Source organism: Virgibacillus sp. CM-4, assembly GCF_000445495.1.
GTDB classification, from domain to species: Bacteria; Bacillota; Bacilli; order Bacillales; family Amphibacillaceae; genus Virgibacillus; species Virgibacillus salexigens.
Genome location: NZ_AUQA01000006.1, coordinates 847,460 through 866,088 on the forward strand (window position 1 = coordinate 847,460; position 18,629 = coordinate 866,088).

Below are 18,629 nucleotides of genomic sequence, written 5' to 3' on the forward strand. Positions count from 1 at the left end.
TTTATGTTCCATCATGATAGATGTGAAAAAAGCTTACCACGTTTTTTATGTGGTAAGCTTTTCCTCTCCATCTACTTAAAAAGGCTTCGCTAGGAAATTCTGTGTATAATATAGCCGATATACCCCCACACCCAAATGCGTGAATTTATCGCTTAACAATGCTTCCCGATGACCTTCGCTATTAAGCCATCCTTCCATTGCAGCTGCAGCATCTGGATACTGCGCCGCGATATTTTCTCCAGCTGAAGTAAAAGAAACGTCTCCTGCATCTAGTCGTTCCTTTAATCCTCTTCCATCCTGGCTTGAATGAGAGAAATAATTATTGTTCTCCATGTCCTTACTATGCAAAAATGCAACTTCGCCAACGGATGCTTCCCATTTTAATTGGTCTTTCTCATACTGGTTCCGCATAACATTCGTTATATCGAAAATCTGCTTTTCCATTCCCTCTTCAACTTTCTGCCATTCTTCATTAGATAAATCTGGTTTTGACGGCATATCTCCACGATACTGTAGTTCATATGGCTGATGCTTTAATAGTGTATCAGCGTCTAATACACGTACAGAGGATAACTTATTTGTAAATGTATCGAAATAGAGTTGCATAAAAATCGAATCTGATATTTTTACAAGTGGACGCATATTTTGGTCTTCTTCTTTCAGCTTGAATGTATAAGAAGCCAGACCATTTCGATAATTCACTTCTTCCGTAAATGAAAACTCCTTACCAATTTCTTCATATGAATCACCAATGGATACAGGTTTCATATTTAATTGATTCCCTGTAGCATAGATCGTTTTTATTTCACCGTTCTGTACACCAAATTGTACATATTGTTCTGATTGATCTGTATAAACCCACCAAGTATATCCATATGCACTGGGATCTTTTCTATTTGGATCTCCTAACTGTTGTTCTAAGTCATCGGACGATTTTCCAAACCATTGAAATAATTCCCCTTCTAAAGGCACTTCTTCCTCTCGTTCTGGAACAACTTTTGATTCAAGCATTTGTTTCTTCTCTTTTACAGTCTGACTAATGGATTCAATGGTAGCTTCTGGAGACACATCATTTCGTTCCAAAAAATAAAATCCTACGACTGCTACTAGAGATAAAAGAATTAGATTTCGAATAAATCGCATCACTTGGTCTCCTTATCGTTTTTATCGTATGTATATGCAAAACATAGATAAACAATGCTATCTTCTCTATTATTTATACGTATCATAATAAAAATAAAGTAGCACAGCAAACAATACACTTTGGTAGCCTTTTCGATTGCAAGTTTTTGGAATTCATACTAATATAAGATAATGAGGACTCTTTAGGTGAGGTGGATAAAATGAGATTAGAAAATACTGGATTAGAAGACAAGGTTATTGATTTAAAACCACTGGACCATTTAACTGCAAAACACGCATTTATTCGGGCTGGGCAATGGGATTATGAACGTGTTACGTATGATTATCGAATGGACTCGAAAGAAAAAAACATTACATACTATATCCGGATCCAAGGATATGCAATTGAAGGCGATGTTGATCGTGGAAACGCAGTCATTAAATTAATGACCCCATTGTTAGGGAAACACTACTACCCACATGGTGTAGAATATGGAGAAGAAGAAATATTCCCGGAGAACTTAGTAGAACGGGCAAATGATTTAGTTAGCAAAGTAAAAACAGAAATCGATCAATTTAATGCTTGAATACGATAGCCGACTACTTCCATGGAAAAAGTAGCCGGTTTTTTACACTTATCATGATTTTTCTTATGGTTGCACGGTTATGAGTCCAATATAGATTACCCCTCTATTATCTATCGCATCCGTAATTCTGTTCAAATAAGTAAAGAAATGCTATATTTTGTATAGTATATGAATCTGTTTGTTTATGAGGAAAGGAGCCATCGTAATACGTTGTTTCGTAATATTACAAAACGCCATTGGACCATCATCTTATTATGTATCATTGCCATCCTGCTTTTCATCTTTATTTTACCGATTTCAATCCCATTAATCGTTGCTTTTTTTACAGCCCTTTTCCTAAATCCAATTGTACGGATGATGCAGCGAAAACTGAGATTAAATCGTAAAATATCGGTAACGATTGTTTTTTTACTTTTTCTTGTAGTTTTAGCAGTAGCTGGGACATTTACAGTTACTAGGGCAGTAACACAAGTTGTCAATTTTGTTGAAGATGTTCCTTCCCATTTTAATGAATTAAATCGTATCTATGAAAATTGGGAATCAGATATTCAACAATATACGGATAACTTACCCAAAGAATTTGTCGACCAAGTATCCAATAGTATTGAATCAAATCTCAATGCTCTTAGTAGAACTGCTCAAGAAACCATTACATTAGAAAATATTGCTCAAGTATTTGCAAAAGTGCCTCAATACTTGATTAGCTTCATCGTCTATTTAATTGCTTTATTCTTATTTATGCTTGAATTACCAATACTTAAAGCAAAGATGTACCACTTAATGACAAAAGAAACAGCCGAAAAAGTTTCCTTTATGAATGCAAGACTGACAAGTGTATTTCTCGGATTCTTTAAGGCTCAGTTCCTAGTAAGCTTAATAATATTAGCCGTGACCCTAATTGGACTTTTCTTCATTGCACCTGAAGTTGCCATTATTATGTCACTGATTATTTGGATTGTTGACCTCATCCCAATAATTGGCTCCATAGCAATTCTCGGACCATGGTCTATTTTTATGTTTTTAGCAGGAGATACGAACATGGGGATACAATTAGCAGTACTGGCTATTATCTTATTAGCGATCAGACGAACTGTTGAACCAAAGGTAATGGGGCAACACATTGGGTTATCCCCATTAGCGACACTAATATCCATGTTTATCGGTCTAAAGTTATTAGGACTGTTTGGTTTCATTCTTGGTCCATTATTAGTTATCGCATTTAATTCTGCAAAAGAAGCAGGTATTATTACTTGGAACGTTAAAATATAAAAGGGTTGGAGTTTTGAACTCCAACCCTTTTATTATGTTCCTAGTATCGCTTTAATTAAACTCGTTGTTTCTCCACCCTCATACAAAATATATAAAAGAAGGTAAACAACGGTACCCGTTGCTGCTGTAAAAAACCAAATGATACTAGTTACTGGCCCAATCTTTCTATGTATCCTAATTTTTCGCTTAAAAGCTAACGTTAACGTTACAATTCCAAAAATAGCACCCGTTGTTGCTAATGTGATATGAAAGATTAGAAAAATGGTATAGTATATTTTTAAATCATCAGGTCCTCCAAAACTAGTATTACCAATAAAAATCGTGCGTGATACATAAATGATAAAAAAGATCAAAGCACTAATAGCAGCAGCTATCATTGTCTTCTTATGTTTTTTGGCATTACCTTTTACAATATAACGCCACCCGATAGCTACTAAGATACCACTTAGTACAATAAAGAATGTACTGATTGATGGTAAGATAGGCATCTTGCTAACTCCCTTCTCATAGCATAGTAACAAAAATGCAATTACACTTCATAGAAAAAATTCCCGTTTATGTAAAGAAAAACGGGAATTTTTTCTTTAGCGAAGTTCATGCTGTACATCTTTTGGTAATGGATCGACTTTCAAACTTTCGTTATTAAACCACTTAAAGAATATTCTTCCCAACAAAATCCCATATGTTATTTCCTGCATAATTTTCATAATAATTCCACCTAGTTGCTGATCTTCCAGTGTACTCATTGGTGAGAACATTTCTGGTCCTGATATACTAAAAGAAATTCCTTGTAGAACTTCTCCAGGTACACACAAAGCTAAGGCTTGTAACCATGCACCGTCTTGGCTATAAGCAGCAAATAACGGATGGTCTGCAAAGATGATTAGAACACATGCAGGTGTAATTAATACACCATTTGCAAAGATATAACCAATTTTGACAAGCGGCCGCATTGTATCTAGCTCTTTAATTGGTGATAAAATTGGCCACCATACAATAAACGCGGTGATTAGAATAGTTAAAGAAATCGATGTATGTGCCACCGTGTTTGATTTTGCAAAATCGAATACGGCAGGAATATGGTAAATAGAAAATAATGCATTAAATAATAATAATGAAATTAATGGTTTTGTAACTAATTTAAATATTGGTTGAATAATTGGTGCGTAAATCACCTTTTTCCAAATCCAAACAGGAATACCTTGAATTAATAATATCGGAAAAACTAAGTAATAAATCGCCATTTGAATCATATGTGCCGACAACATGATATGGGATAATAAATCAATTGGCGACCCTTTGACTGCGTAAAGAAGAACCATCCCTGTATAGAACATTACCTGTTGTTTATTTGTTGGCTTATCTGTTCCGCCAAATTTATGCCGATATGGTCCTGTTATTAGAAAATAGGCAACACTTAATCCGATGATAAATAATAGAAAGTATGGACTCCATAACCCACGAAACCCAAAGATCTGCAACTCTAACCACATCTCGATTCACCTCAAATCAAAGGATTGTCCCCACCATTATAACTTATAAGAAACAATAACACACGTGTATAATGTGACGACTTTTAGAAACAAAGCAACAAATATGAATATAGATTCGGTAACTGAACCGCTAATCCCTTCCAAAAACCATTTAAAAAGGTCGGGAAATCAATGCCCCCGACCTTTCTTTATTCTATCTACCACCATACGATAGCTACAAGGGCCGCTATTGTTAATACAGCTGCCCAAACACCACCGTAAATCATCATAGCAGGAAACTCATGTCCCCGATCTTTCATATGCATAAAATAATAAAATTGAAATGCTACTTGCACTACCGCCAGTACTAGCAGTAAAGGTACAGCAAACATTTTATCCATTACTTCTGCAGCTACAATCGCGAATGCAATAATGGTAAAACCAATCATTAAAGCAAACGAAATTAATTGTTTCTTCATTTCATCTTTATTTTTCTGCTTTTGAAATGAGTTGGTATTGGTGTTATCCGGCATGAATTAACCCACCTTTCCCATTAGATATACGACTGTAAAGATAAATACCCATACCACATCGATGAAGTGCCAGTATAAACTAAATGTGTAGTATTTAGGTGCATTGTAAAGATTTAATCCTCGTTTTGCATTTCTTACCATAATAGCAATTAACCAGCTTAACCCGAATGCCACGTGTCCACCGTGGAAGCCAACTAGTGTATAGAAAGCTGAACCAAATGCGGATGATCGAAAAGTGAATTCATATTCATGGATATAGTGATAAAATTCATAGATCTCACAGGCTAAGAAACCTATACCAAGGAAAGCAGTTATTCCTAGCCATAATTGCATCTTTTTAAAATCGTTGTTCTTCATATGATACATTGCATATACACTGGTCAATGAACTAGTTAAAAGTAACATTGTCATGATGAAAACAAGCTCAAGTCCAAATAAATCTTGTGCAGTTGGACCATTTGCGGTTGAATTCCTAAGCGCGAGATAGGTACCGAATAAGCTTGCGAATAGGACTGTTTCACCGCCTAAGAAAAACCATAACCCAAGAAATTTATTCTTGCCTTCCAGGGTAGCTTTTTCTGGTTCTTGAGGCATTGTTTCTGGATTTAAGGAATGATCGTGACTCATCTTAGTCAGCCTCCCTTTCTAGTTCTTCTTTGGTGATATGATAGCCATGGTAATCTTTTAATGAGCGAATAAGCATACATAGTAGTGCTATCCCCATTCCAGCAAATACTGCCAGTAACCATGCTTTTTGATCCGTTTGATAAATAAACCCGAAACCAGCGATAAAGAAACCAATCGACATAATAAATGGTAAAATCGATCCATCTGGCATGTGGATATCACCAATCGGTTCAGCACCAGTCATTTCACCTTTTCCTTCTGTTTTCTCAATCCATAATGGATCTAAACCACGAACAAGTGGCGTCTGTTTAAAGTTATAGAATGGAGGTGGTGAAGGAATCGCCCATTCTAACGTACGACCATCCCAAGGATCTCCAGATGCATTCTCTCCTTTAAATGCCGTATAAATAATATTAATAACAAAGATTAAACCACCTAGACCCATTAGTAGAGCGCCAATCGTACTAACCAAGTTACCGGTATCAAGCCCTTGGTCTTCTAAGAATACCCAATAACGACGTGGCATCCCCATTAAACCTAGGAAATGTTGAATAAAGAACGTTAAATGGAATCCAATAAAGAATAACCAGAATGCCCATTTACCCATTGCTTCATTAAGAATTTTCCCAAAAAGTTTTGGCCACCAATAATGAAGCGCTGCTAGGATACCAAATACAACCCCACCTACAATGACATAATGGAAATGCGCAACAACGAAATACGTATCGTGATACTGATAATCGGCAACTGCTGAAGCAAGCATTACCCCTGTCATTCCACCTATAGTAAAGGAAGGAATGAATGCTAGCGACCAAAGCATTGCTGAATTTATCGTTATACTTCCGCCCCACATGGTTGCTAACCAGTTAAATATTTTAATACCCGTTGGTACGGCAATGGCCATTGTTGCAATGGCGAAAATAGCATTGGCGACAGGCCCTAATCCCACGGTAAACATATGGTGCGCCCATACCATAAATCCTAAAAACGCAATTAGAATGGTTGCAAATACCATTGCTGTGTATCCGAATAAACGTTTTTTAGAGAAGGTTGATAAGATATCACTGAATACCCCAAATGCAGGTAAGATCAGTATGTATACTTCTGGGTGACCGAATATCCAGAATAAATGCTGCCAGATAACGGCGTTACCACCTAATGCCACATCAAAAAATGCAGAGCCGAACATCCGATCAAACATTAATAAGAACAATCCAACAGTTAAAGCTGGAAACGCGAAAAGGATGAGTACACTTGTAACAAATGTTGTCCAGGTGAATAGCGGCATGCGCATGTAGGTCATACCTGGTGCACGCATTGTAACAATCGTTACTAAGAAGTTTATGCCCCCCATGAGGGTACCTGCCCCTGAAATCTGTAGACCTAGAACATAAAAGTCAACTCCATGACCTGGAGATTGTGTAGACAATGGTGTATAAGACGTCCACCCTGCATCAGGTGCTCCTCCTAAGAACCAACTACAATTTAGTAAAATTCCTCCAAACATAAATAACCAAAAGCCAAGTGAATTCAAAAATGGAAACGCTACATCACGAGCCCCAATTTGTAATGGCATGATGGCATTCATTAAACCAATTAATAGCGGCATGGCTGCCAGAAATATCATCGTTGTACCATGCATGGTAATCATTTCATTGTATAAACCTGCACTTAAAAAATCATTTTCAGGTTTAATAAGTTGAATACGAATAAACATTGCTTCCAAACCACCAAGTAGGAAGAAAAAACCACCACCAACTAAATACAAATGCGCTATTTTTTTGTGGTCAACCGTGGTTAAGTAATCCCAAATGAAAGCTCCGAAGCCCTTTTTTTGAGCAGCTGCAATACTCAAATTTCAAACCTCCCTTTTACATCTTCCACCCTTTAGTTTATTAGTTACCTGCACTCTCTGGTGTTATCTCAGATGGCTGCAATTGCAGCAAATACTCTGCGATATTACTTGCTTCTTCTTCAGATAGCTCAGGATAATTCCCCGTCATCTTATTTCCGGGCTTAATGGATTCAGGATCTCTAATCCATTGAACTAAGTTTTCTTTCGTAGGTTCTAATATACCTGCGATTTTCGAGCGATCTCCAAAATTAGTTAAGTTGGGTCCAACTGCTGCAGGTGATGATCCAATTGCGTGACAACTCATACAATTATTTTCTTCAAATGCTGCTTTACCATCTTGGGCTACAGCATCTTGTGGTTGAGCTTCTGGATCAACCTTTTTCATTTCTTCCACCCATTGTTCATACTCCTCTGGGCTAACTGCTACCACTTTGAAATCCATTAGAGAATGTGAAGGACCACATAGCTCTGCACATTTTCCCCAATAAACCCCTTCTTCATTTGCCTCAATATACATGGTGTTTTCATTTTCAGGACTGACATCCATCTTACCAGAAATACTTGGAACCCATAATGAATGGATCACATCAGATGATTGCATGTTTAAGTAAACTTTTTCTCCTGTTGGAATGTATAAATCCTGACTTGTTTGAATTTCTTCACCTGCATAACTGAAGTGCCACCAATATTGGTTACCAGTGACGTCGATATTAATACCGTCTTTTGCCCCAGATTCATCTGCCAAATCAAATGTAGCAGCAACTGTTGGTACTGCAAGGACAAGTACTAATATAATTGGAATTACTGTCCATACTGTTTCAAGTGTTTTATTACCTTCTACCTGCTTTGGAACGAAATCTTCTTGTCCTTTCTTCTTGCGAAAACGGACAAGGGTAATAACGTAAACCAAAAATACGATAATAAAAACAAACAACATAATAAGTGAAGATAAAATGATTAAATTCATGGAAGACTCTGCACCATACCCTTTAGGTACAAAGGCAGTTAAGTTTTCCTTACCGCAACCAGCTAACACTAGCGCAAGTAAACTTAAAAGGAATACAGATTTGACTTTTCCCATCCAACCTTTCATGTATCCATACCTCTCTTTCTTTTCTTGATGCTCCTTATATTTAAATTTAATTAAGGACATAAGTTAACTAAATGTTGTATTCCATGTAACTACTACCATCATTAAGAAAAAGATCGTTAGGTAGTTTAAGGAATAGATAAATATGAAATTTGCCCATTTCAAATCATTTTTCATAAAAAAGCCGCTAAGCCCTATTATCAGCCATCCAACATTTAGTATGGAAGCTATGACAACAAAAGTAGTACCTAGTGATGCCAAATAAAATGGCAAAGGCAATAAACAAGCGATATATACTACAATTTGTCGCTTTGTAAATTCAAAACCATGTACTACTGGTAGCATTGGTATACCTGCTGCTTTATATTCTTTACTTTTCCGTATGGCTAATGCAAGGAAATGAGGTGTTTGCCAAATAAACATAACTAGAAATAATATAAACGGAACAATATGAAAATTAGGCTCGACGGCTGACCAACCAATTAATGGCGGTGCTGCTCCAGAAAAACTTCCAATTGCGGTGTTAAGCGTATACTTTCTTTTCGACCACATCGTATATAAAACGACATATACAAACCAGCCCATAAAGGCAAATAATGCCGCTTGTACAGATGTGAATAGTAATAGACCAAATCCTAGCACAGATATTAATATGCCAAGTGTCAAAACGGTTTGAAGCGAGATCGTACCAGTAACAGTAGGACGTGATTTTGTCCTTGTCATGATTGGGTCTATATCGGCATCATACCAATTATTTAACATACAGCCGCCAGCAATAACAAGAGCGCTTCCAACCATCGTTAATGCAAATGTTCCAATATTAGCTACAAACGATGAACCAGTAAAGTATAATGCAAGCCAAAACCCTGCAAATACAGTAATTAAATTAGAGTTTATAATTCCTACTTTTATCAATGATTTTATATCTGTTAACAGAGAAGCTGACCGTTGTTCATCAGCAACATTCGCATTACCGACTACTTGAGAAGTAGCTGTTTCTACTTTATCCATGCTTATATCCCCCCTTCAAATACCTCCAAGGCATAATAAGACAAAGGTATACCTATTAAAAATAAAACCTTTTCAAAGTATCCCCAGCGTTCATTGTATCATGGAATTGTTTTACAATCTAATAACTACTCAGTTTTATTTTACTGTAATTCCTATTTCTTTTTGTGACGATTTTGTGAATTAATTGTCACAAAATCAAAATGATTACAATTTTTTCATCCATTATGTATGTAGTAGTTATTCGAAAACACATCAATGCAAAGTCTCTACACTATTTCTAGCAAACAACAGGGAACAATGCAAGCGTTTTTTGTATTTCCATAGTGAAAATACAATGAAAACATGATACTATAACAATTGTGTGTCAACTCAATCTATTTTGAGGACATCCCATTGCTTTTTGTTAGGTATTAATATTATGATGAATCTAGCGGATTTGTAAACATACTATTTTTAACGTAAATAAAGTGAGGCTATACTTATGATCAAAATCTTAAAGTGGCTTTCTGTAATTGCAACGGTTGGAATGATGTTTGTATTGCTGGGCGGAGCACTTGTTACCAAAACGGGGTCAGGCGATGGTTGCGGTGACAGTTGGCCACTATGTGAAGGGGAATTTGTACCATCCACGATAACACCTGAGCTTATTATCGAATTAAGCCATCGGATGGTTACTGGTATTGTTGGATTTGCAGTAGTAGGATTAGCCATTTTAGCGTGGAAGAAAATCGGCTATATTAGGGAAGTAAAATTCTTATCTGTCTTATCTGTCTTATTTCTTGTGCTACAAGCACTGATTGGAGCTGCGGCAGTGATGTGGGGACAATCTGATTTTATATTGGCTGCACACTTTGGCATCTCACTTATTTCGTTTGCATCTGTCTTTCTATTGATGTTACTTGTTTTTGAAGTCGATAAAAAATATGATGCAAAGGCTTTATTTATAAAAAAGGCACATCGTTTTGAAATTTATGCATTGACCATTTACACCATGTTGGTTGTATATACAGGAGCTTTAGTTCGGCACACAGAATCTAATCTAGTTTGCGGTGGATGGCCATTTTGTAATAACAATGAACCTTTTGGTTTCTCAGCCTATACCTTCCCTCAGTGGATTCAAATGGGGCATCGTCTTGCAGCTGGTTTATTGTTTATTTGGACAGTTACCTTAGTCTTTAAAATGTTACTGCATTATCGTAGCAATAAAGTTATGTATTGGGGCTGGATCACAGTCTTATTGCTTATATCATTACAAGTATTCTTTGGAGCTATGATTATCTTTACGAGATTACACCTTGGAACTGCATTAATGCATGCATTAGTTATCTCCCTTTATTTTGCTATGATTACATATTTTGTCCTATTAGCCAATCGAAGTGGAAGATATGCAAAACAGATACATACTACAAGTCAAGCTACTTCTGTACAACACAGCAGTAAGTAAAAAACCGAGCAGTTCGATAAACTGCTCGGTTTTTTATTATTCAAATTCGATTAATAAATCATCCACAGCAATCGTATCTCCGTCTGAGACTTGGATGCCTTTAATTGTTCCACTAAACGGTGCCTGGACAGTTGTTTCCATTTTCATCGCCTCGGTAATCAATAGATAATCTCCCTTATCTACCTTATCTCCAACATTACGAAGCACTTTAACTACCGTTCCCGGCATCGTTGCAGCTATATGTTTTTCATTTGTTTTATCAGCTTTTGGACGTACCTCTATTTCAGACTGGATGCTTTCATCCTTTACAACAATTTCTCGAGTTTGTCCATTCAATTCAAAGTAGATTACTCGTGTACCATCTGCGCGAGCTTCTGATATGGATACTAGTCTTACAATTAATGTCTTTCCTTGTTCAATTTCTACTTCTATTTCTTCTCCTAAATTCATACCATAGAAAAAGGTAGGTGTATCTAAGACAGACATGTCTCCATACGTATCATAGAACCTATGATAATCCATATATACTTTAGGATAAAGAGCGTAAGCAATCATATCAAAACTCGTAACTGGCCGATCCAATGTTTTAAATAATGTTTCTTTTAGCTGTGTAAAATCAATTGGATCAAGTAATTCTCCTGGCCGAACTTTTAATGGTTCTTTCCCTTTTAAAATAATTCGTTGTAATTCTTGAGGAAATCCCTGATATGGTTGACCAATATAGCCCTGCGCAAATTCAATAACCGAGTCAGGAAAATCAATGGATTCCCCTTGCTCATAGACATCATCTTCTGTCAGATTATTTTGAACCATAAACAATGTCATATCTCCGATTACTTTTGAAGAAGGCGTTACTTTAACAATATCACCAAACATATCATTCACTTTTCGGAACATGGACTTAACTTCATTCCATCTTTCTTCTAACCCAACTGCCTTTGCTTGTTGTTTCAAATTACTATATTGTCCCCCAGGCATTTCGTGCATATATATTTCTGTATGTGGCGCCTTCATACCACTTTCAAAATCACGATAGTAATTACGGATACCTTCCCAATAATGGGATAGTTTTTCATAGGAAGCTGCATTTATTTTCGGTTGTCTTTCATGTGTCTCTAACGCATGATATAACGTTTGTGCGCTCGGTTGTGATGTCATACCAGCCATGGGGCCAGCCGCTACATCTACTACATCTACACCTGCATCGATGGCTCTAGCATAAAGGTAAATTCCATTACCACTGGTATCATGGGTATGCAAATGAATCGGTAAACTTATTGTTTCTTTTAACGTTGTTATAAGCTGATAAGCAGCCTCTGGTTTTAATAGGCCTGCCATATCTTTAATACCCAAAACGTGGGCTCCAGAACGCTCAAGATCTTTCGCTAAATTCTTATAATAGTCTAAATCATATTTCGAGCGTCCAACATCAAGAATGTCTCCTGTATAACACATAGCAGCTTCAGCGATTTTATTATTTTCTCTCACTGATTCAATTGCTAATTGCATTCCCTCAACCCAATTTAAGCTATCAAAAATTCGGAAAACGTCAATTCCCGCAGTCGCACTTTTCTCAACAAATTCTTTGATTAAATTATCAGGATAATTTTTATATCCTACGGCATTACTTGCTCGCAATAGCATTTGAAAAAGAACATTTGGCATTTTTTCACGAAGCTTTAATAGACGTTCCCATGGATCCTCTTTTAAGAACCGATACGCAACATCAAACGTAGCTCCTCCCCACATTTCTACTGAAAATAAATTAGGTAGTAATCTCGCTGTTGGTTCAGCTATTTGGTTTAAATCTTTTGTTCTTACTCGGGTTGCAAGTAAAGATTGATGTGCATCCCGAAAAGTGGTATCTGTCAATAAAACTTCTTTTTGTTCTTTCATCCAATTCGCAAGTCCCTCAGGGCCTCTCTCATCGAGGATCTGCTTGGTTCCTGCCGGAATTTTTTCTGTTGCATCAAAATTCGGAATTTGCAGTTTAGAAAACTCCGGTTTTTCCTTCTTGCCGTTTTTATCTAAACCATTGATAGTCGTATGACCAATATAAGTCAACATTTTTGTTCCACGGTCTTTACGCTTCGGAAAAACAAATAATTCCGGTGTATGATCAATAAACGTAGTGTTATAGACACCAGATAAAAACTGCTCATGCAAGATAACATTTTCTAAAAATGGGATATTTGTTTTTATTCCACGTATCCGAAATTCTTTTAAGTTTCTGACCATTTTTTGTACAGCTTGCTCAAATGTAAGTGCCCATGTAGAAACTTTTACTAAGAGTGAATCATAATGCGGGGATATAACTGCTCCTTGAAAGCCATTACCAGCATCTAATCGAACTCCAAACCCTCCACCAGTACGATAAGCCATAATGCGTCCAGTATCCGGCATAAAGTTATTTAAAGGATCTTCCGTCGTTACTCGAGATTGAATGGCAAATCCATTTGTGACAATTTGTTCTTGAATGGGGATACCGATGGATCGGTCATGTAACTTTTGGCCTTCAGCGATTTTAATTTGTGTTTGTACAATATCAATCCCTGTAATCATTTCTGTTATCGTATGCTCAACTTGAACTCGTGGATTGACTTCAATAAAGAAAAATTCATTATCTGTCACAAGGAACTCCACCGTTCCTGCATTCACATATTCTACATTGGCCATTAAATTAACAGCGGCCTCACAAATTCTCATTCTTAATTCTTCGGGTAGTGAGGTACTTGGTGCTACTTCTACTACTTTCTGATGTCTTCGTTGAACAGAACAGTCCCGTTCGAATAAATGTACGGTATTTCCTGCATGATCACCAAGTATTTGTACTTCAATATGCTTAGGATTTTCAATTAACTTCTCTATATAAATTTCATCATTACCAAATGCAGCTCTTGCTTCGGATTTCGCTCGATCATAAGCTTCGGCTAAGCCCTCTTTACTGCGGACAATCCGCATACCACGGCCGCCTCCGCCAAGTGAAGCTTTGATCATCAACGGAAACCCATGCTTTTCAGCAAACGTTTCAATCTCATCTAGTGAATGTACTGGACCATCACTTCCTGGAATTACGGGAATCCCTGCATGAATAGCTTGGGTCCTAGCCTTCACTTTATCCCCAAACATATCTAAATGTCTACTTGTTGGTCCAATAAAAGTAATTCCTTCTTCTTCGCAACGTTTAGCAAACAAGATATTTTCAGATAGAAAACCATACCCCGGGTGAATCGCATCTACCCCTACTCGTTTAGCAAGTGATATGATTCCTTCTATATCAAGATATGCATCAATGGGTTTTTTTCCTTCCCCAATCAGATAAGACTCATCTGCTTTATAGCGATGATAAGAGCTTGAGTCTTCTTTTGAATAAATTGCAACGGTACGGATATTTAATTCAGTACAAGCTCGAAAAACGCGTATTGCTATTTCCCCACGGTTCGCAACTAATATTTTATTTATCTGCTTGTGTTCTTCCATGTTTTTCCTCCTCGATAGGTTTGTAGTACTCTGTTTTCTTTGTCTTCTTGTTTTTCTTCTGCTGGTTCTAACTCTCTTTTCTTCACATGCATTGCTATATTATTTAAAATCCCCATTGATATCATTAGCACCAAAAGAGATGAACCGCCATAACTAACAAATGGAAGTGGTACCCCTGTAATCGGAAGTAAGCCACTAATTGCCCCTAGATTAATGAATGCTTGTAAGCCTACCATCGAAGAAATTCCAATAGCCAACAATGCAGCAAAGCTGTCTTGTGCTTTTCTGGAAATAACAATTCCTCTTATCACGATAATGGCTAACATTCCTATAACAATTACAACTCCAACAAAACCAAGCTCCTCAGCCACAACAGCCATAATGAAATCGGTGTGAGCTTCAGTTAAATAACCAAGTTTTTGTACACTCTGCCCTAACCCTTCTCCTAGTAAACCGCCATTTCCAATAGCTACATAGGATTGTATTAGTTGATATCCATCAGAATCTGGTGTTTGAAATGGCTGATAGGCGCCTGTAAAACGCGATAGCCGCTCATCCGTAATCATATAAGGCGTTGCTAATAACAGTAAAGCTACACCTATTCCAATTAAAATAAATAAATGTTTGAAACGGATGCCAGAACTAAAAATGACAGAACAAGCAATGAAGAAGATAATCGAAGCTGTACCGATATCTGGTTGCATCACAATTAAACCTAAAATAATCCCTGTTAAAATAAGCGGTGGTAGAACACCTTTACTAAACTCATTTATGTAATCTTGTTTTTTAGAATAAACCGAAGCTAAATACAAAATTAGTGCTAATTTAGCAAATTCTGCGGGCTGGATTCCCAAAAACCACGACTGAGCATTATTAACACTCGATCCAAATAGTAACACACCTATTAATAATAGAATAACACCCAAAATTAATGGCTTCATCAATTTTTGATAATATTTATATGGAAATAAACAGCATATGATAAAACCGGCAAGTCCCATTGCGAACCGAATCGATTGCTGGGTTAAATAATGTGTCGCTGAGTACTCTTGAACTACCGCGAATACCATACTTGCACTATAGATCATGACTAATCCAAATGCGGCTAATAGGATTGGTGTAATCATTAATGTAAAATCGTAATTTTTTAATTTTTGTAACATTGTCCTTCTCCCTACTTCATGTGATACAAGCGGTTTTTTCTATTTTCTCTATATAAATCGAATGATGAAACAAAAAAACCTTGCCATGATGGTATGTAGGCAAAGTTTTTGCTTCTTCGTTCAACCGCAAATGCCGATCAAGGTTGAATCAAACGGAATTTTGCGCTGCTTCATGCAGTATATTTAGCTGCCTCTCCAAGTTTTCAAGGAGTGCTTTACCTTCATCTTCGTTGATTAAGTTCAAACGAACAGCAAAATCAATTTCTCTTGAAAGCCCGAACATTTGTGTATCTAATACCTCTTCATATAATGGACATTGTGGCATAGTGAGGTTATCTATCTGAACTTCAATTAGTCGCAAAATTTTTTCAGCATCAGCCTTAAGAAGGGCATGGGCTTTTTCGCGATGATTTACTGTCACCTCATGAATCAAATCTATCCCCTCCGAGTAAAAGACTTCTTTCTATATTATATTATCGTTAGCATCGATAAAATGCAAATAAAATTAAAATAAAATATTATTTATTAGAAGTGAAAAAAAATTCTAGTTCTGCTATCCTTGACTAGGACAACTATTAAGAGGTGATATAAATGATCGTACCAATTACCGGGAAAGTTACTTATCCCATTACACTAGATCCAACCGTATGGATTTTTGATGACAGAAAAATCGAATTTGAGAAAGCGTTTGAATCTGAAGCATCTCATTCTGAAGAATCCGATGAATTAAAGCGTGTCTCTGAAAGATGGGATAGAGAAGTTTCCCAGCTTAGCAAACCACCTGTAAATCGGAGTATAAAGAAATTTGAGCGTGAGAAAATGCTAAAAAGTTCGTATGTAATCCCTTTAGATGATTTTCTGAATAATGCAGAGATTGAAGATGAGGCTACTTCAGCTATCCTCGTAACAAAAGAAGGAGATATAACGATCCCTATTTCGGATTTATATAATAGTTATTTTCTTTTTTCTAAAGAGGGCAAACCATTACATGCAGACGGCCCCGTCCATTTATATTATAAAGATGGTTCCAACCGCGAAAATCCAATTAAACACATTACAGCTGTAAGGTTTCAATAAAGATGCTTGTTTACAAACAAGCTCTTTTTTTAGTTAAATCACATCCGCTATAACTTCTGCATAATTTATATTTTTTCATCCAAAATAAAAGTAATCGGCTTAAATAGGATGGAGGAATTTTAGGTGAACAAGATACCGTTATATACAATTATGTTGGTAAGTATTGTTATATTTGCAGGATGCCAACAGCAAAGTCAAGAGAAACCATTATCCGATGAAGAAAAGAATAATCAAATGATTCAAGTTAAAAATTCAGACCCTACCCAACAAAAAAATCTTTCAAATAATGAAATTGCTGATCATTTGGCCAATATAGCTAGTAATGTACCAAATGTTAACAGTGCTACTTCCGTCGTTGCAGGTCCTTATGCAGTTGTCGGTATTGATGTCGACAAAGACCTTGATCGATCACGAGTTGGCACCATTAAATACAGTGTATTAGAGGCTTTATATCATGATCCATATGGCAAAACTGCCGTCGTAGTGGCTGATGCAGATGGTAATGAAAGAATTAGAGGAATGGCTGATAAGATTAGCCAAGGACATCCAGTTCATGCGGTTGTAGACGAAGTAGCTGCAATTGTCGGTCGTTATATGCCCGATTTTCCTATTAGCGAAAACCGCCCACAAGAACCAGACCAAAACAAAGAAGTAATACCAAAAGAAGATAAACAAAAGTTAGAAGATACGGAAGAAAAACAATCCAATCAACATAATAACGAATAAGAAAAGCGTTTCCGTTTTGCGGAAACGCTTTTCTTATTGTTACTGTTCGCTCGTATTTTTTTCTTTATTTTCCGTATAATATTGCACTCCAAATTGAGAACCTTCTGAAACCATTTTAGCATTTTCTAATTGAGCTAAATCTTGATTTGCAGACTGATCTGGTACCCCTGCATCTTCAAATGTTGATCGAATACCGTCTTGATAATTTTTTATTTTTTGTTTTACCTTGTCTCGATTATCCTTATCTTTCAAAAAAAACCCGGCTACGGTAGCACCAATCACACTTGCTGCACCAGCAGAATATAAATATCGTCTTTTCATCGAATCGCCCTTTCTTTGGATTGTTGTTTAGTGAAGTTTTCCCCTATATAATTTAAAATAAACATGGCAGATATTTCTTGAATGGAACTATCTTATGATACACTAGAGACAGATTCATGAAAGCCAAAGATAGCATATATTGTTTTTTAGATATATTTATTTTTTGATATTGAGGTGAAATTATGCAGGTCAAGTGCACGATTTGTGACAATATAGAAAGCATAGAGGACGACTCCTTTGAAGCAAAACGATTACGAAACCGAAGAATTCATATGTATTTATGTAAATCCTGTTATGATCGCATCGAATATAAAACAAAGCAACGACATGCAACAGGGAAGTTTCAACTATATGAAGAAAAAAAACCTACAGATGATTATATTTAATCTGCACATAAAAAAGCGCCCAAAGTATTTACCTCTAGGCGCTTTGCTTTATTCTTGTGAGCTTCTTTCTCTATGTAATCGAAACCGATAAATGCCAAGAACAATAGAAATAACAACCAAACTTTCCGTTATCGGCATTTGGAAAATGCTAAAAATCGTTAATATATAGACACCAATGGCTAATAAAATATAAACGACAATTGACTTTAACATTGGAAGTTTACGAGCAAACCCAAGTTTATAAGCAATGATACTAAAAATTAAATTTAAGATATAAAAAACCCAAAAAATATTTACATCTGTTCCAAATTGATCGAGTACAAAGTCAAAAATCAACGTGAAATTAGTGTTCTCCATGTATATCCCCCACTACCTTCTATAATAAATCCTTTTCATAAACTCTTGTCTTATCATACTAAATATTTTCCCATATCGCCAGCTAAATTACAGGGATAACTAGAAACAA

Annotated in this window: 19 protein-coding genes; 6 read left to right on the plus strand and 13 right to left on the minus strand. The window is 36.4% G+C overall.

Annotation, left to right across the window (positions count from 1 at the left end; translation table 11 throughout):
- Window positions 1-75 precede the first annotated feature (75 nt).
- Complete coding sequence (locus M948_RS37590; protein ID WP_021291694.1) at window positions 76-1,143, minus strand: CAP domain-containing protein; 1,068 nt, start codon at window positions 1,141-1,143, stop codon at window positions 76-78.
- 200 nt (window positions 1,144-1,343) lie between these two features.
- Here M948_RS37590 and M948_RS37595 point away from each other — a divergent pair, with 200 nt between their 5' ends.
- Both M948_RS37595 and ytvI read left to right on the plus strand, forming a co-directional pair.
- The gene (locus M948_RS37595) at window positions 1,344-1,709 is read left to right on the plus strand and encodes a YugN family protein (RefSeq protein WP_021291695.1); all 366 of its coding nucleotides are present in this window, start codon (window positions 1,344-1,346) and stop codon (window positions 1,707-1,709) included.
- 210 nt (window positions 1,710-1,919) lie between these two features.
- The gene (ytvI, locus tag M948_RS37600) at window positions 1,920-2,978 is read left to right on the plus strand and encodes a sporulation integral membrane protein YtvI (RefSeq protein ID WP_021291696.1); all 1,059 of its coding nucleotides are present in this window, start codon (window positions 1,920-1,922) and stop codon (window positions 2,976-2,978) included.
- 32 nt (window positions 2,979-3,010) lie between these two features.
- On the opposite strand, the gene M948_RS37605 is transcribed toward ytvI, so the two are convergent.
- The 7 genes from M948_RS37605 to cyoE all read right to left on the minus strand — a co-directional run bounded on the left by M948_RS37605 (window position 3,011) and on the right by cyoE (window position 9,566).
- Window positions 3,011-3,466: a DUF420 domain-containing protein gene (locus M948_RS37605; protein WP_021291697.1), complete on the minus strand. Its 456-nt coding sequence runs from the start codon at window positions 3,464-3,466 to the stop codon at window positions 3,011-3,013.
- Between the two features lie 96 nt (window positions 3,467-3,562).
- Entirely contained in the window at window positions 3,563-4,471 is a 909-nt protein-coding gene (gene ctaG, locus M948_RS37610; RefSeq protein WP_021291698.1) for a cytochrome c oxidase assembly factor CtaG, read from the minus strand.
- A gap of 197 nt (window positions 4,472-4,668) precedes the next feature.
- On the minus strand, window positions 4,669-4,983 hold the full coding sequence (gene ctaF, locus M948_RS37615) for a cytochrome c oxidase subunit IVB (RefSeq protein ID WP_021291699.1): 315 nt from the start codon (window positions 4,981-4,983) through the stop codon (window positions 4,669-4,671).
- Between the two features lie 3 nt (window positions 4,984-4,986).
- Complete coding sequence (locus M948_RS37620; RefSeq protein WP_021291700.1) at window positions 4,987-5,610, minus strand: cytochrome (ubi)quinol oxidase subunit III; 624 nt, start codon at window positions 5,608-5,610, stop codon at window positions 4,987-4,989.
- 1 nt (window position 5,611) lies between these two features.
- The gene (gene ctaD / locus M948_RS37625; protein WP_021291701.1) at window positions 5,612-7,465 is read right to left on the minus strand and encodes a cytochrome c oxidase subunit I; all 1,854 of its coding nucleotides are present in this window, start codon (window positions 7,463-7,465) and stop codon (window positions 5,612-5,614) included.
- A 40-nt stretch (window positions 7,466-7,505) separates the two neighbouring features.
- On the minus strand, window positions 7,506-8,558 hold the full coding sequence (coxB, locus tag M948_RS37630; RefSeq protein ID WP_021291702.1) for a cytochrome c oxidase subunit II: 1,053 nt from the start codon (window positions 8,556-8,558) through the stop codon (window positions 7,506-7,508).
- A 63-nt stretch (window positions 8,559-8,621) separates the two neighbouring features.
- Window positions 8,622-9,566, minus strand: a complete 945-nt coding sequence (gene cyoE, locus M948_RS37635; RefSeq protein WP_021291703.1) for a heme o synthase — start codon at window positions 9,564-9,566, stop codon at window positions 8,622-8,624.
- 481 nt (window positions 9,567-10,047) lie between these two features.
- Here cyoE and M948_RS37640 point away from each other — a divergent pair, with 481 nt between their 5' ends.
- Window positions 10,048-11,010, plus strand: a complete 963-nt coding sequence (locus M948_RS37640; protein WP_021291704.1) for a COX15/CtaA family protein — start codon at window positions 10,048-10,050, stop codon at window positions 11,008-11,010.
- A gap of 36 nt (window positions 11,011-11,046) precedes the next feature.
- On the opposite strand, the gene pyc is transcribed toward M948_RS37640, so the two are convergent.
- The 3 genes from pyc to M948_RS37655 all read right to left on the minus strand — a co-directional run bounded on the left by pyc (window position 11,047) and on the right by M948_RS37655 (window position 16,083).
- On the minus strand, window positions 11,047-14,490 hold the full coding sequence (gene pyc / locus M948_RS37645) for a pyruvate carboxylase (protein ID WP_021291705.1): 3,444 nt from the start codon (window positions 14,488-14,490) through the stop codon (window positions 11,047-11,049).
- Window positions 14,469-15,653, minus strand: a complete 1,185-nt coding sequence (gene ftsW, locus M948_RS37650) for a putative lipid II flippase FtsW (protein ID WP_021291706.1) — start codon at window positions 15,651-15,653, stop codon at window positions 14,469-14,471. The genes pyc and ftsW overlap by 22 nt, the downstream gene beginning before the upstream one ends.
- 148 nt (window positions 15,654-15,801) lie before the next feature.
- Window positions 15,802-16,083 (minus strand): YlaN family protein, encoded by a 282-nt coding sequence (locus M948_RS37655; RefSeq protein ID WP_031335609.1) that lies wholly within the window; start codon window positions 16,081-16,083, stop codon window positions 15,802-15,804.
- Window positions 16,084-16,244: 161 nt separating this feature from the next.
- On the opposite strand from M948_RS37655, the gene M948_RS37660 reads away from it, so the two are divergent.
- On the plus strand, window positions 16,245-16,730 hold the full coding sequence (locus M948_RS37660; protein ID WP_021291708.1) for a hypothetical protein: 486 nt from the start codon (window positions 16,245-16,247) through the stop codon (window positions 16,728-16,730).
- Window positions 16,731-16,853: 123 nt separating this feature from the next.
- Entirely contained in the window at window positions 16,854-17,456 is a 603-nt protein-coding gene (locus M948_RS37665) for a YhcN/YlaJ family sporulation lipoprotein (RefSeq protein WP_021291709.1), read from the plus strand.
- Window positions 17,457-17,495: 39 nt separating this feature from the next.
- On the opposite strand, the gene M948_RS37670 is transcribed toward M948_RS37665, so the two are convergent.
- Complete coding sequence (locus M948_RS37670) at window positions 17,496-17,777, minus strand: hypothetical protein (protein WP_021291710.1); 282 nt, start codon at window positions 17,775-17,777, stop codon at window positions 17,496-17,498.
- A gap of 182 nt (window positions 17,778-17,959) precedes the next feature.
- Between M948_RS37670 and M948_RS37675 the strand changes: the two genes are divergently transcribed.
- Entirely contained in the window at window positions 17,960-18,163 is a 204-nt protein-coding gene (locus M948_RS37675) for a YlaI family protein (protein WP_021291711.1), read from the plus strand.
- 48 nt (window positions 18,164-18,211) lie between these two features.
- Here M948_RS37675 and M948_RS37680 read toward each other — a convergent pair whose 3' ends face one another.
- Window positions 18,212-18,520, minus strand: a complete 309-nt coding sequence (locus M948_RS37680) for a YlaH-like family protein (protein ID WP_021291712.1) — start codon at window positions 18,518-18,520, stop codon at window positions 18,212-18,214.
- Window positions 18,521-18,629 lie beyond the last annotated feature (109 nt).